This is a genomic window from Pseudomonas sp. W2I6, assembly GCF_030815935.1.
Taxonomy (GTDB): domain Bacteria; phylum Pseudomonadota; class Gammaproteobacteria; order Pseudomonadales; family Pseudomonadaceae; genus Aquipseudomonas.
In genome coordinates this window covers 839,536-852,578 of record NZ_JAUSXJ010000001.1, presented here as the reverse complement: position 1 = coordinate 852,578, position 13,043 = coordinate 839,536, and the positions used below count along the sequence as shown (strand labels likewise).

At 61.2% G+C, this 13,043-nt stretch carries 10 protein-coding genes; 8 read left to right on the top strand and 2 right to left on the bottom strand.

Annotated elements, in window-relative coordinates; genetic code table 11:
- Nucleotides 1–106 precede the first annotated feature (106 nt).
- Nucleotides 107–925: a pyruvate, water dikinase regulatory protein gene (locus QF039_RS04090; RefSeq protein ID WP_003215001.1), complete on the top strand. Its 819-nt coding sequence runs from the start codon at nucleotides 107–109 to the stop codon at nucleotides 923–925.
- 190 nt (nucleotides 926–1,115) lie between these two features.
- Here QF039_RS04090 and QF039_RS04085 read toward each other — a convergent pair whose 3' ends face one another.
- A complete protein-coding gene (locus QF039_RS04085) occupies nucleotides 1,116–2,540 on the bottom strand; it encodes a PLP-dependent aminotransferase family protein (RefSeq protein ID WP_102370226.1) in 1,425 nt (474 codons plus the stop codon).
- Nucleotides 2,541–2,690: 150 nt separating this feature from the next.
- Here QF039_RS04085 and QF039_RS04080 point away from each other — a divergent pair, with 150 nt between their 5' ends.
- The 7 genes from QF039_RS04080 to QF039_RS04050 all read left to right on the top strand — a co-directional run bounded on the left by QF039_RS04080 (nucleotide 2,691) and on the right by QF039_RS04050 (nucleotide 11,440).
- Nucleotides 2,691–3,584, top strand: coding sequence for a DMT family transporter (locus QF039_RS04080; protein ID WP_166742189.1), 894 nt, complete (start codon nucleotides 2,691–2,693; stop codon nucleotides 3,582–3,584).
- 1 nt (nucleotide 3,585) lies between these two features.
- Entirely contained in the window at nucleotides 3,586–5,445 is a 1,860-nt protein-coding gene (gene moeB, locus QF039_RS04075) for a molybdopterin-synthase adenylyltransferase MoeB (protein ID WP_307517047.1), read from the top strand.
- Between the two features lie 24 nt (nucleotides 5,446–5,469).
- Nucleotides 5,470–6,384 (top strand): PLP-dependent cysteine synthase family protein, encoded by a 915-nt coding sequence (locus tag QF039_RS04070; RefSeq protein ID WP_043225528.1) that lies wholly within the window; start codon nucleotides 5,470–5,472, stop codon nucleotides 6,382–6,384.
- Between the two features lie 22 nt (nucleotides 6,385–6,406).
- Nucleotides 6,407–7,399, top strand: a complete 993-nt coding sequence (locus QF039_RS04065) for a serine O-acetyltransferase (RefSeq protein WP_003214992.1) — start codon at nucleotides 6,407–6,409, stop codon at nucleotides 7,397–7,399.
- A 2-nt stretch (nucleotides 7,400–7,401) separates the two neighbouring features.
- Nucleotides 7,402–8,130, top strand: coding sequence for an alanyl-tRNA editing protein (locus QF039_RS04060; RefSeq protein WP_003214990.1), 729 nt, complete (start codon nucleotides 7,402–7,404; stop codon nucleotides 8,128–8,130).
- A gap of 227 nt (nucleotides 8,131–8,357) precedes the next feature.
- A complete protein-coding gene (locus QF039_RS04055; RefSeq protein WP_003214988.1) occupies nucleotides 8,358–10,103 on the top strand; it encodes an ABC transporter permease subunit in 1,746 nt (581 codons plus the stop codon).
- A gap of 14 nt (nucleotides 10,104–10,117) precedes the next feature.
- The gene (locus QF039_RS04050; protein WP_307517046.1) at nucleotides 10,118–11,440 is read left to right on the top strand and encodes a nitrate/sulfonate/bicarbonate ABC transporter ATP-binding protein; all 1,323 of its coding nucleotides are present in this window, start codon (nucleotides 10,118–10,120) and stop codon (nucleotides 11,438–11,440) included.
- 113 nt (nucleotides 11,441–11,553) lie between these two features.
- Here QF039_RS04050 and prpD read toward each other — a convergent pair whose 3' ends face one another.
- Nucleotides 11,554–13,038, bottom strand: coding sequence for a 2-methylcitrate dehydratase (gene prpD / locus QF039_RS04045; protein ID WP_214499245.1), 1,485 nt, complete (start codon nucleotides 13,036–13,038; stop codon nucleotides 11,554–11,556).
- Nucleotides 13,039–13,043: the final 5 nt, after the last annotated feature.

Below are 13,043 nucleotides of genomic sequence, written 5' to 3'. Positions count from 1 at the left end.
TGTGGCCTGGACCTGGAAAATAAGTGAGAATGCGGCCCACTGCGGGACGGCAAAATCGCGCCTATCATATCCAAGATTCGTCATCAGCTTAAGGCCCAAGGCTCAAATGAAACGATCTGCTTTCTTTATCTCCGACGGCACCGGCATTACAGCCGAAACCCTGGGTCAAAGCCTGCTGGCGCAGTTCGAAAACATTACCTTCAGCAAATTCACGCGACCCTATATCGATAGCGTGGATAAAGCGCGAGCCATGGTACAACAAATCAATCTGGCGGCCGAAAAAGACGGATTTCGTCCGATCATTTTCGACACCATCGTCAATCAGGACATTCGTGAGATCCTCGCCACCTCCAATGGTTTCATGATCGACATCTTCTCTACCTTCCTGGCGCCGCTGGAACAAGAGTTAAGTGAACATTCGTCATACTCTGTCGGAAAATCTCACTCCATTGGCCATAACTCCAACTATATGGAGCGGATCGAGGCGGTGAACTTCGCCCTCGACAACGACGACGGCGCCCGTACCCACTACTACGACAAGGCTGATTTGATCCTGGTGGGCGTGTCCCGCTGCGGCAAGACGCCGACCTGCCTTTATATGGCCATGCAGTTCGGGATTCGCGCGGCCAACTACCCGCTGACCGAAGACGACATGGAGCACCTGACGCTGCCGAGCGCCCTGCGCGCGCACCAGCACAAGCTGTTCGGGCTGACCATCGACCCGGACCGCCTGACGGCGATTCGCAACGAGCGCAAGCCCAATAGCCGTTACTCCAGCTATGCGCAGTGCGAATTTGAAGTGCGGGAGGTGGAAAATCTGTTCCGCCGGGAAAATATTGCGCACATCAATTCCACGCATTTTTCGGTGGAAGAGATTTCGGCGAAGATTCTGGTGGAGAAAGGGGTGGAGCGGCGGTTCAAGTAACTCCGCGCTCTGGCCAAGGTGCTTGTGTGGCGAGGGAGCTTCTGTGGCGAGGGAGCTTGCTCCCGCTCGACTGCGCAGCAGTCGCAAACCAGACGACTGGTATTTAGTGAATGGCTTTGGGGCTGCTTCGCAGCCCAGCGGGAGCAAGCTCCCTCGCCACAGGGGTCATGTTCACAACAAGCTGTTGGGTTCACAGGTGAAACCGCCCCCCGCCCTGCCCCAGCGCCGTCGCCAGCGCATCGAACCCATCCAGCAGCAACTGATCATCCCCCGACGTATTGCAGATGCTCGCCCGAATGAATTGCGGCACCGCCGTCTGCCCCACGGCAAACGCTTCGGCTGTCGCGATCAGGTAATTGTTCTGCTTTAACTCCGCCTCGATTTCCGACGCGCGCCATGGCTCCGGGACTTCGATCCAGAAGTGCGGGCTGTTCAGGTGAGTGCGGTACTCCAGCCCGATCAACAAACCTTCCACCAGTGCCTTGCGGCGGCTGATTTCCTGGATCTGCTGGTGCAACAGGTGTTCCGCCGTGCCGTTTTCGATCCACTGGGTCGCCAGTTCCAGGGTGACCGGCGTGGCCATCCAGCAGGTGGAACGCAAGGCCGCAGAAATCCGGCTGACCAGCGCCGGCGGTGCATGCACGTACCCAACTCGCAAGCCTGCAGATACCGCCTTGCTCAGGCTGCTGATCAGAATCGTACGCTCCGGGGCAAAATGACTCAGGGGCGGCGGACGGTCTTCCACCAGCACACCGTGGGCCTCGTCCTCAAGAATCAGCAGGTTGTGTTCCCGACAGACCTTCACCAATGCCTCACGGCGCGGGACCGACAGCACCGCCGTCGTAGGATTCTGGATGGTCGGCGTGCAGTACAGCGCCGACACCCGGTGATTGCGGCAGACTTCATCCAGCGCCCCCGGCAGCAGCCCTTCTTCATCCATTTCCAGGCCGATCAGGCGGATGCCCAGCATGCGCGCGGCGGTGATCAACCCTGGATAGGTCAACTGTTCGGTCACCACCGTATCGCCGGCTCGCAACAGCGCCATCATTGCGCAGAGCAACCCATGCTGGCCGCCGTTCACGCAAATCACCTGCTCGGGAATCGGGTGGAAATCCCGCTGCACCAGCCACTGCGCACCCGCCGCCCGGTAACGCGGCAGCCCGGCATCCGGGGTGTAGGCACTGATGTCCTGCAAGAACTTGGCGTTGTTCGCCAGCGTCTGGAAGCTCTGGGCCAGGAACGTGGTCTCCTGCCCGGGGATGTGCATGTTGCGGCTCATATCAAAGTATTGCCGCGGCTCGTCGCTGAAGTTGCGAAAGCCTTCATCCCGCTGGCGCTCCATCCCACGCTTGCGTACGAAAGTGCCGTCGCCGACCCGCGCCACTACCAGCCCCAGGCGTTCCAGCTCACCGTAGGCGCGGCTGATGGTGCCAATGGTGACCCCCAGATTGTCGGAAAGCACCCGATGAGGCGGCAGTTTTCTTCCCGGTTCAATCAAGCCTTCAAGGATGCCTCGCTCCATGACATCGGACAGGCGCTTGTACTTCACGCCCTGCCCGTTGGAGAGTCCTTCTCGCATAATTGACACCATGTCAATATTTGTTTTGACAGCCATCATTCGCCCTAATAGTGTGCTTTTACGGGTTCAATCACCGAATCATGGCACTCAATATAGAGGTCAATTCGGTCTCATGGAAGCAATGTCACGATGCCAATGTCCGCCGTTCTCGAAAATGCTGAAAAAACAAAAACTCACAAGCAGTGGTTGGCCGGGCTGATTACCAGTGTGATGTTCCTGATCGTATGTCTCAGCTGGGGCACTACCTGGCTGGGCATCAAGATCGCTGTGGAAAGCGTGCCGCCGCTGACCTCTGCCGGGCTGCGGTTTTTGATCGCGTTTCCGCTGTTCCTGTGTTTCGCGTGGGTGCGCCGCGAGCCGATCCTGTTTCCCCGGGAGAGCCGCTGGTTCTTCGTGTTTGTGACGCTGTCCTACTTCAGCGTTCCGTATTACCTGCTCAATTACGGCGAGATGCATGTCTCGTCCGGCCTCACCGCGCTGCTGTTCAGCTGCATGCCGGTGTTTATCCTGATTTTCTCCGCGCTGTTCCTGCGCGAGCGCATCTACTTTTCCCAGGTGATCGGTATCGCCATCGGGTTCGGCAGCCTGTACATGATCATCAAGAGCCAGGGCCTGCACCTGGACCATGCCGAGTTCTTCGGCGTGCTGGCGATCCTCGCCGCCGCGATCATGCATGCCTTGTGCTACGTGATTACCAAGAAACAAGGCAGCGCCATCAGCGTGATCACCTACAACACCCTGCCCATCGGCATCGCCGGGTTGATGCTGTTTGTCGCCGGGCTGTGGTTTGAAACCCCGACCTTTGAAGACATCACCCTGCGTTCCTGGAGTGCGCTGTTCTACCTCGGGCTGGTGGCCTCGGTGGGCGGCTTTATCGTGTATTTCATGCTGCTCAAGCGCCTGAGCCCGATCATTCTGTCCTTCGTGTTCATCATCTTCCCGGTGTTCGCGGTGATCATCGGGGCCTGGTACGAGGGCGTGCAGATTTCCAGGGACCTGATGATGTATTCGGCGATCCTGCTGGCCGGCTTTGCCATCACCAAGCTGCCCATCGAAAAGCTCCTGGCGAAGAAAAACTGAGATGAAGGTCCTGAGCCCAAGCGCACTGGAGCAGATTTACGCCCACGCCGACCGCAGCTACCCCGAGGAATGCTGCGGCTTTGTTTTCGCCGATGGCAGCGTGTACCTGGGCAGCAACATCCAGAACGAGCTGCACCGCAAGAACCCCGAGATGTATCCACGCAGCGCCGCCAACGGCTACACCTTTTCGGTGGCCGACACGCTGATGATGAACAAGGCGTTTCGCAGTGATAACCCGGTGGTGGTGATCTACCACTCCCACCCTGACGTCGGCGCGTATTTCAGCGACGAAGACCAGGACAAGGCCCTCTTCATGGGCGAGCCGATCTACCCCGTAAGTTACCTGGTGGTGGATGTTCGCCAGGGCAAGACCCAAGGTTCCAAGCTGTTTGCCTGGGATGGCAAACGTTTCGCCCAAACCCCCTTCAACGACCTGCAAACGGAGTTGTGCATGAACGCTGTCTCTTTCCCCGACATCCTGGTCCGCGTGGCCAAGCTGCCAGCATCGACCCTCGAGGGTGCCGGATCGACATTGCGCGAAGTCATTGAAAACCTCTGCATCGAGCACCCGCAATTGCGGGCGCACCTGCTCTACGAGAACAACCAGCTCAAGGAACACTTCCTGTTCACCGCCGAAGAGGAACTGATCGACGCCAACGACCGGTTGCCCGAAAAAGCCAAAATCGAAGTGTTGCTGGCCACTTCCGGCGGCATGGACGTCGACCAACTGAGCAACGAAGAAGTGCAGCGCTACGTGCGCCACATCACCCTGCCCGGCGTCGGCCGCGAAGGCCAGTTGAACCTGAAGAAAGCCCGCGTGCTGATCATCGGCACCGGCGGCCTCGGTTCGCCCATCAGCCTGTACCTGGCGGCAGCCGGCATCGGCACCCTGGGGCTGGTGGATTTCGACGTGGTGGAAAGCAGCAACCTGCAACGCCAGATCGTCCACGGCAACAGCACCTTGGGCCTGCCCAAGGTCGAGTCCGCCAAGCAGCGCTTGCAGGACCTCAACAGCCACATCCAGATCAACACCTACGACACCGCCTTCAACACCGACAACGCCCTGGAACTGGTGGGCGCCTATGACCTGGTGATCGACGGCACCGACAATTTCGAAACCCGCTACCTGGTCAACGACGCCTGCGTGCAGTTGGGCAAGCCGTTGGTGTACGGCGCCATCTACCGCTTCGACGGGCAGATCAGCGTGCTCAACTATAAAGGCGGGCCGTGCTACCGCTGCCTGTTTCCCCAGGCACCACCGGCGGAACTGGCACCCAATTGCAGCGCCGGCGGGGTCATCGGCGTATTGCCCGGGGTGGTCGGGATGATCCAGGCCACCGAGGCGATCAAGCTGCTGATCGGCATTGGCGAACCACTCTCGGGCCGGCTGATGCGCTTTGATGCGCTGGCGATGAAGTTCAGCGAGATCCGCTTCAAGCGCCGCGCCGACTGCCCTTGCTGCTCGGAACTGCGCCACAGCCAAACCATCGCCCCCGCCGTCTGCGCCGACGCCATGCCAAGCCAACCTTCCCTGGCTGAAGAGCGCTACATCAAGCCGCGGGTGCTCAAGCAACTGCTCGAGCAACACAGCAAGGCCGACGTACTGCTGGATGTGCGGGACGCCAGCGAGCTGGAAGTGTGCAAGTTGCCGGGGGTGGTGCACATCCCGCTGGCCGAGCTCGACGGGCAACTCGCCAACCTCAGCCGCGACAACACCCACTACCTCATCTGCTACGCCGGGACCCGCGCGGAGCAAGCCGCCAGCACCTTGCTGGCCGCCGGATTCGCCAACACCAAAGTACTGCAAGGTGGCATGAAACACTGGGTTCGCGACGTCGAACCCGACATGCCTTTGTACTGATCAGCGGCCATGGGCTCTTACTTGATGTTGCATAACTCGATACTCGACGCCATTGGCCAAACGCCCATCGTGCGCCTGGAACAGTTTTCCGAAGACCTCGGCATCGAGGTCTACGCCAAGCTGGAATCCCTCAACCCCGGCGGTAGCCACAAGGCACGCATCGCCCTGGGCATGATCCTCGACGCCGAGCGCCGGGGCATTCTGATTCGTGGCTCAGGGCAAACCATCATTGAGCCCAGCGGCGGCAACACCGGCATCGGCCTGGTGATGGCCGGTAACGTGCTGGGCTACAAAGTGGTGCTGGTGATCCCCGACAACTACAGCCCCGAGAAGCAGAAACTGCTGCGCCTGTACGGCGCCAGGGTGGTGCTGTCGGACAGCCGCCTGGGCAACAATTCCCACGGCGAAAAGTGCATGGAGCTGCAGCTGGAAAACCCCAGCTACGTGATGCTCAACCAGCAGCGCAACGGCGCCAACCCGCAGACCCACCGTGACACCACCGCCCGGGAAATCATCCGCGCCTTCGGCGAGCTGCGTGTGGACTACTTCGTCAGCGGCATCGGCACCGGCGGCCATATCACCGGCATCGGCGAAACCCTCAAGAGCACCTGGCCGGCGATCCGCGTGATGGGGGTGGAGCCGGAAGAGTGCGACCTGCTCAGCGACCGCCATGCGCCGCACCATATCCAGGGCCTGTCGATCGGCTTGATCCCGAGCATTCTCAACGTCGCGATCATTGACGGAATGCTCAAGGTGTCGCGCCAGGAATGCCTCGACATGATCAAACGCATCATGCGCACCGACGCCATCAGCCTCGGGCTGTCGTCGGCCGCCAACATGGTAGCCATCGCCAAGCTGGCGCCGGAGCTGCCCACCGACACCGTCGTGCTGACCATGGTCTACGACAGTGCCGACAGCTATCTGCCCTGTTTTGAATAACAACTATTGCGGGGGTGCCTCCATGGGGGGCTTTATCGACATGCAACAGCTGCACGATGAGTTGCTCACCCACCTCATCACCACGCTTACGCCTGCGCAGTTGAAGCAGCTGGAGGCGCATCTCGCGCCGCTGATCCAGGCGGCGGCCCAGGCGGTGGCCGAAGACCTGATCGCCTATGCCTGGCGCGACCCGGCGTCCCGTGGGCGCGGAGAGCTGATCCTGGAGTCCTACGCCTCGTTCAAGGCCGTGCTGTATTACCGCCTAGCCCACCTGGTGTGGAATTTCCCGGACAAGAACAACGGCGTGTTTTCCGCCATCGCCCTGAAGCTGAGCAACCAGGGCAAGATCCTGTCCGGCGCCGAAATTCACCCCGCAGCGCGGATCGGCCGGCGCTTTGTGCTGGACCACGGTTACGGCACGGTCATCGGTGAAACCTGCGAGATCGGCAACGACTGCTACATCCTCTGCGGCGTGACTCTCGGCGCCCGGGGCATCGCCAACAACCCGGACGGCAAGCGCCACCCGCGGCTGGGCAACAACGTGGAAGTCGGCTCCGGCGCGCGGGTGCTCGGTTACGTGCTGATCGGTGACAACGTGTTCATCAGTCCGTCCTGCGTGATCACCCAGGACGTGCCGGCCGGCACCAAGGTCAAGGTGGTCAACCAGATCCAGTTGCAGAAAAACGATGAGTCGGACCACAGCAATTACCTCGGCGCGTTTGCCCTCGACGAACGCCTGCACGTGGTGGGCGAAGTCAACGCCAGCCACAAGGTGACGGTATTGGACGCTGACTTTCATCCCCTGCCCGGCCTGCTGCTGGAGCCGACAGTCAAGGAACGTCATCACCTGCAATTCCGCCTGCGGCACATCGAAACCAACGCCTACCCGCCGCGCCTGCCGCTGAACCTGAAAGTGACCGGGCCCGAATTTGAAATCACCCTGCTATCTCCTCCTGGCTTGAGCGCGATGGTTCGTCGCCTGCTGCAAGCCAGCCCACTGATCGTCGGAGGTTGAACATGTCCGTGCACACCATGGAAACCCTCGCGCTGTTCGACAGCGCGCCTTACCAGAATGCGTTCAGTGCGCGGGTGATTGCCGTCAGCGAACAGGGAATCGCCCTGGAGCACACGCTGTTCTACCCCACCGGCGGCGGCCAACCGGGGGACACCGGCCATTTCATCCTGCCCGACGGCAGCCGCGTCGACATCACCGGCACCGTGCGTGATCCGGTGCTGCGCTCGATCATCTGGCACCAGGTAGAACACTGCCCCGAGCAACTGGCCGCCGGGATGCAGGTCGACGCCAGCCTGGACTGGGAACGTCGCTACCAGCACATGAAAATGCACACCTGCCTGCACCTCCTGTGCTCGATCATCGACGCTCCGGTGACCGGTTGCAGTATCGGCGCCGACAAGGGCCGCCTGGATTTCGACCTGCCGGAAATGACCCTCGACAAAGAGACCATCACCCGTGACCTCAATGCCTTGATCGAACAGGCTCATGGGGTGAAAACCCTGTCCATGCCCGCCTCGGAGTATTCAACCCTGCTGCAGATCACTCGCACCCAGGCGGTGGCGCCACCGGTCATCCAGGGGGCAGTTCGGGTGATTGAAATCGCCGGGATCGATATCCAGCCCTGCGGCGGCACCCATGTGACCAATACCGAAGAAATCGGCCGGGTGTTCTGCGAAAAAATCGAGAAGAAGAGCAAACACAATCGCAGGGTGATCCTGCGGTTTGAATAACCGCCGAGCGACGACCGGGGCGCCGACGCCCTAGTCGCCGTTCGTACAGGAAACTGACAGCAAATTTATGCGCTTGTAACATTCAGAAACGTACAATCCCGCCAGCAACGCCTCGTTGCCCCTGACTCGCGAAAACAGCGCCCGCCCTTCTCGGTGGGTCATTCGTGCAGCAGCTAAGCTCACTCCAATCACGCCCCTGAACCTGAACGCTGCAGGAATGACTGCCTATGAAAAGAGTGTTCCGTCACTACATCCCTGCATCCACATTGCGCTTGCTACCCAACCGCTGGGATTTGGTCGCCCTGCCCCTGGTGATCGGCTTTTTACTGTTTTTCTCCATCACTGCGCGGGAAACCTGGGCGCCTATCGCCACCCTGCAGAGTGAAGTGATCTCGCTGGACCCGGCCAACCTGCCTGAATACGCGATGCGCACCACGATGCGCATGCTCGCGGCGATGGTTGCAGCGCTGGTGTTCACCCTGTTGTACGGCACCCTGGCCGCTAAAAGCCGGCGCGCCGAGAAACTGCTGGTGCCCGTGCTCGACATCCTGCAATCAGTACCAGTGCTGGGTTACATCTCGTTCACAGTGACGTTCTTCCTGCTGCTGTTCCCCGGGCGTGTGCTCGGCGCGGAGTTCGCGGCCATCTTTGCGATTTTCACCAGCCAGGCCTGGAACATGACGTTCAGCTTCTACCAGTCGCTGCGCATGCTGCCCCATGACCTGGTGGAAGTGTCGACCAACCTGCGGCTTTCCGGTTGGCAGCGGTTCTGGAAGCTCGACGTGCCCTTCGCCATGCCCGGGCTGGTGTGGAACATGATGATGAGCATGTCCGGCGGCTGGTTTTTCGTGGTCGCCTCCGAGGCCATTACCGTCGGCGACAAGACCATCACCTTGCCGGGCGTGGGCTCATACCTGGCCCTGGCGATTGCCCAGAAAGACCTGCACGCCGTGGGCTACGTGATCCTGGCGATGATTGTGGTCATCCTGATGTACGACCAGTTCCTGTTCCGCCCACTGGTGGCCTGGGCCGACAAATTCCGCATGGAAACCACCGCCTCCCAGGGCGCCGCACCGCAATCCTGGCTGCTGAACCTGATCCAGCGCACGCGCATCGTCCAGCGCATCCTGCGGCCTGTCACCCGCGCCATCAGCCGCATTGGCAACAAGCGCTTCAGCCTGGCGGGCGGTGCACTCAAGGCGCTGCCGGCAGAAACCCCGAAAGCGTCAAAAGTGATCGACTGGGTATGGGGCGCACTCATCGCGCTGCTGGCCGCTTATGCGCTGTATCACATCGTGCAGTACGTCGGCACTGAAGTGACCCTGGCCGAAGTCGGCCATGTATTCGTGCTAGGGCTGATCACATTGTTGCGGGTGGTCGGCCTGATCCTGATCGCCTCGCTGATCTGGGTGCCGTTGGGCGTGATGATCGGCTTGCGCCCTGCGCTTGCGGAAAAAATCCAGCCGCTGGCGCAGTTCCTTGCGGCCTTCCCGGCGAACCTGCTGTTCCCGGTGTTCGTCATCGTGATCCTGCACTACAACCTCAACCCGGATATCTGGCTGAGCCCGCTGATTGTGCTGGGCACCCAGTGGTACATCCTGTTCAACGTGATCGCCGGAGCCAGCGCGTTCCCGAATGACTTCAAGGAAGCCGCCGCCAACTTCCGCATTCGCGGCTGGTTGTGGTGGCGCAAGGTGATGCTGCCGGGGATTTTCCCGTACTACGTCACCGGCGCCATTACCGCCTCGGGCGGTGCCTGGAACGCCAGTATCGTGTCCGAGTACGTGTCCTGGGGCCACGACAACGTGGTCGCCCACGGGCTGGGCGCCTACATCGCCCAGACCACCGCGGCCGGCGACTTCCCGAAGATCGCCCTGGGCGTGGTGGTGATGTCGATCTTCGTGGTGGCGTTCAACCGCGCTGTGTGGCGGCCGATGTACGCCATGGCTGAAAACAAACTTCGTCTGAATTGATGGGACTCGCTGTGATGACTACCTATACCGAGCATGCCGCCGACACTCCGGAAATCTACTCGTTGAAAAAGGTGAACCGGGTGTTCGGCAAAGGTAAAGACGAGCTGCAAGTCCTCAGCGGCGTGAACTTGAGCCTGCACGAAGGCGAGATTGTCGGCATGCTCGGCCGGTCCGGCTCGGGCAAGTCGACCTTGCTGCGCATCATCGCCGGGCTGATTCAGCCGTCGTCGGGCGAAGTGCGCTACAACGGCGCGCCGCTCAACGGCCCGGCCGAAGGCGTGGCCATGGTGTTCCAGACCTTCGCGCTGTTCCCGTGGCTGACCGTGCTGGAAAACGTCGAGGCCGGCCTGCAAGCCTTGCAGGTCGAGCGCAAGGAATCCCGCAGGCGCGCCCTGGCGGCCATCGACCTGATCGGCCTGGACGGTTTTGAAAACGCCTACCCGCGCGAACTGTCCGGCGGCATGCGCCAACGCGTGGGTTTCGCCCGCGGGTTGGTGGTCAACCCGACCCTGTTGCTGATGGACGAACCGTTCTCGGCGCTGGACGTGCTCACCGCCGAAACCCTGCGCACCGACCTGCTGGATCTGTGGAGCGGCAAGCAACTGCCGATCAAGTCGATCCTGATCGTGACCCACAACATCGAAGAAGCCGTGCTGATGTGCGACCGCATCCTGGTGCTGTCGTCCAACCCTGGCCGGGTGGTGGCCGAGATCAAGGTGCCGTTTGCCCACCCGCGCAACCGGCTGGACCCGACCTTCCGGCAAATGGTCGACGACATCTATGCCCTGATGACCGACCGCCGCAGCGCCGACGCGAGCAGAGGTTTGCCTGAGCTGAAAATGGGCAGCCTGTTGCCGGAAGTCTCCACCAACCTGATGGCTGGCCTGATCGAAACCCTGGCCGCCGAGCCCTACAATGGCCACGCCGGCCTGCCGACCGTGGCTGAACGGCGTTTGCTGGAAGTCGACGATCTGTTCCCGGTGGCGGAGATGCTTGAGCATTTGGGCTTCGCCGAACTCAAGGGTGCCGATATCACCCTGACCGATGCCGGCAAACTGTTCGCCGACTACGGCACCCAGGAGCGTAAAACCCTGTTCGCCGAACACTTGATCCGCCACGTGCCATTGGCCGCGCGCATTCACCAGGTGTTGCTTGAGCGCAGCGGCCACCGGGCGCCACGGGTGCGCTTCGAGCAGGAGCTGGAAGACTCGATGACGGAAGCCTTTGTGGAGAAAACCCTGGAAAGCGTGGTGGCCTGGGGGCGGTATGCGGAGATCTTCTCCTATGACGACCATACCGAGACGTTCAGCCTGGATGATGTGGAAGGCAGCATGTAGGTTTAATGTGGGAGCGGGCTTGCTCGCGAATGCGGTGGATCAGCCATATATGTATTGGCTGACACTCCGCATTCGCGAGCAAGCCCGCTCCCACATTTGACCAGTGGTGTTCTTCAGATGACGAACAGGTCCACAAACCGGTTTACCGCAGTGGCCTCAAGCCGTGCCTGATCCTTGCACAGCGCAAAAATCTCGGCACTGCGCTGCGCGGTAAACCGGGTCGCCAGATTGGCCTTGAACTTGTCTTCCAGCAACGGAATGCCATCCACCCGACGGCGACGGTGGCCAATCGGGTATTCCACGGCCACCTGTTCGGTGCTGGAACCATCCTTGAAGAACACCTGCACCGCATTGGCGATGGAGCGCTTGTCGGCCTCCAGGTATTCGCGGCTGTAGCGCGGCTCCTCGACGATGACCATCTTTTCGCGCAGCTCATCGATGATCGGATGGGCCGCGTGGAATTCATCTTCGTATTGCTCGGCCACCAGGTTGCCAAACGCCAGCGGTACAGCGGTCATGTACTGGAGGCAATGATCGCGGTCCGCCGCGTTGGCCAACTGCCCGACCTTGGAGATGATCCGGATCGCCGACTCGTGGGTGGTGATGACAATCCGGTCGATCTCATGCAGGCGGTGCTTCACCTGTGGGTGCAGGGTGACTGCTGCCTCGCAGGCGGTTTGTGCGTGGAACTCGGCGGGGAAGCTGATCTTGAACAGTACGTTCTCCATCACATACGTGCCGTAGGGCTGCGACAGGCTGAAGGCGCGCTTGTCTTCGGGCTTGAGCGCCAGGTCCTTGTTGGTGTGGCTGAACAGCACGTCATAGAAGCCCCACTGCGGCGCGCTCAACACACCGGGAATGCCCATCTCGCCGCGCATGGCGATATCCGCCAGGCGCACCCCGCGACTCGACGCATCCCCCGCCGCCCACGACTTGCGCGAACCGGCGTTCGGCGCATGACGATAAGTACGCAATGCCTGGCCATCGACAAACGCCTGGGACAGGGCCGACAGCAGTTGCTCACGGTTGGCGCCCATCAGCTTGGCGGTGACGGCGGTGGAGGCGACTTTCACCAGCAGCACGTGGTCAAGGCCGACACGGTTGAAGGAGTTTTCCAGGGCAATCACGCCCTGGATTTCGTGGGCCATGATCATCGCCTCCAGCACTGCCCGCACGGTCAGCGGTGCGTCGCCGTTGGCCAGGCGTTTTTGCGAGAGATGGTCGGCGACCGCGAGGATGCCACCGAGGTTATCGGAAGGGTGACCCCATTCGGCGGCAAGCCAGGTGTCGTTGTAGTCGAGCCAGCGCACGATGCAGCCGATGTCCCATGCGGCCTTGACCGGGTCCAGGCGGAACGAGGTGCCCGGCACCCGTGCGCCGAACGGCACCACCGTGCCTTCGACGATCGGCCCCAGGTGCTTGGTGCACTCCGGGAAACGCAGGGCCAGCAGGCCGCAACCGAGGGTGTCCATCAGGCAGTTGCGGGCGGTGTCGAGGGCATCGCGGGATTCGATCCTGAAACTCAGTACGTAGTCGGCGATGTCCTGCAGGACCTGGTCGTAGTCGGGGCGGTTGTTCTGGTCGACGTTGGCGCTCATGGCAG

Coding starts and splice junctions, on each gene's coding strand:
- QF039_RS04090 (WP_003215001.1), top strand. CDS start 107: ATGAAACGATCTGCTTTCTTTATCTCCGACGGCACCGGCATTACAGCC.
- QF039_RS04085 (WP_102370226.1), bottom strand. CDS start 2,540: ATGGCTGTCAAAACAAATATTGACATGGTGTCAATTATGCGAGAAGGA.
- moeB (WP_307517047.1), top strand. CDS start 3,586: ATGAAGGTCCTGAGCCCAAGCGCACTGGAGCAGATTTACGCCCACGCC.
- QF039_RS04070 (WP_043225528.1), top strand. CDS start 5,470: ATGTTGCATAACTCGATACTCGACGCCATTGGCCAAACGCCCATCGTG.
- QF039_RS04065 (WP_003214992.1), top strand. CDS start 6,407: ATGGGGGGCTTTATCGACATGCAACAGCTGCACGATGAGTTGCTCACC.
- QF039_RS04060 (WP_003214990.1), top strand. CDS start 7,402: ATGTCCGTGCACACCATGGAAACCCTCGCGCTGTTCGACAGCGCGCCT.
- QF039_RS04055 (WP_003214988.1), top strand. CDS start 8,358: ATGAAAAGAGTGTTCCGTCACTACATCCCTGCATCCACATTGCGCTTG.
- QF039_RS04050 (WP_307517046.1), top strand. CDS start 10,118: ATGACTACCTATACCGAGCATGCCGCCGACACTCCGGAAATCTACTCG.
- prpD (WP_214499245.1), bottom strand. CDS start 13,038: ATGAGCGCCAACGTCGACCAGAACAACCGCCCCGACTACGACCAGGTC.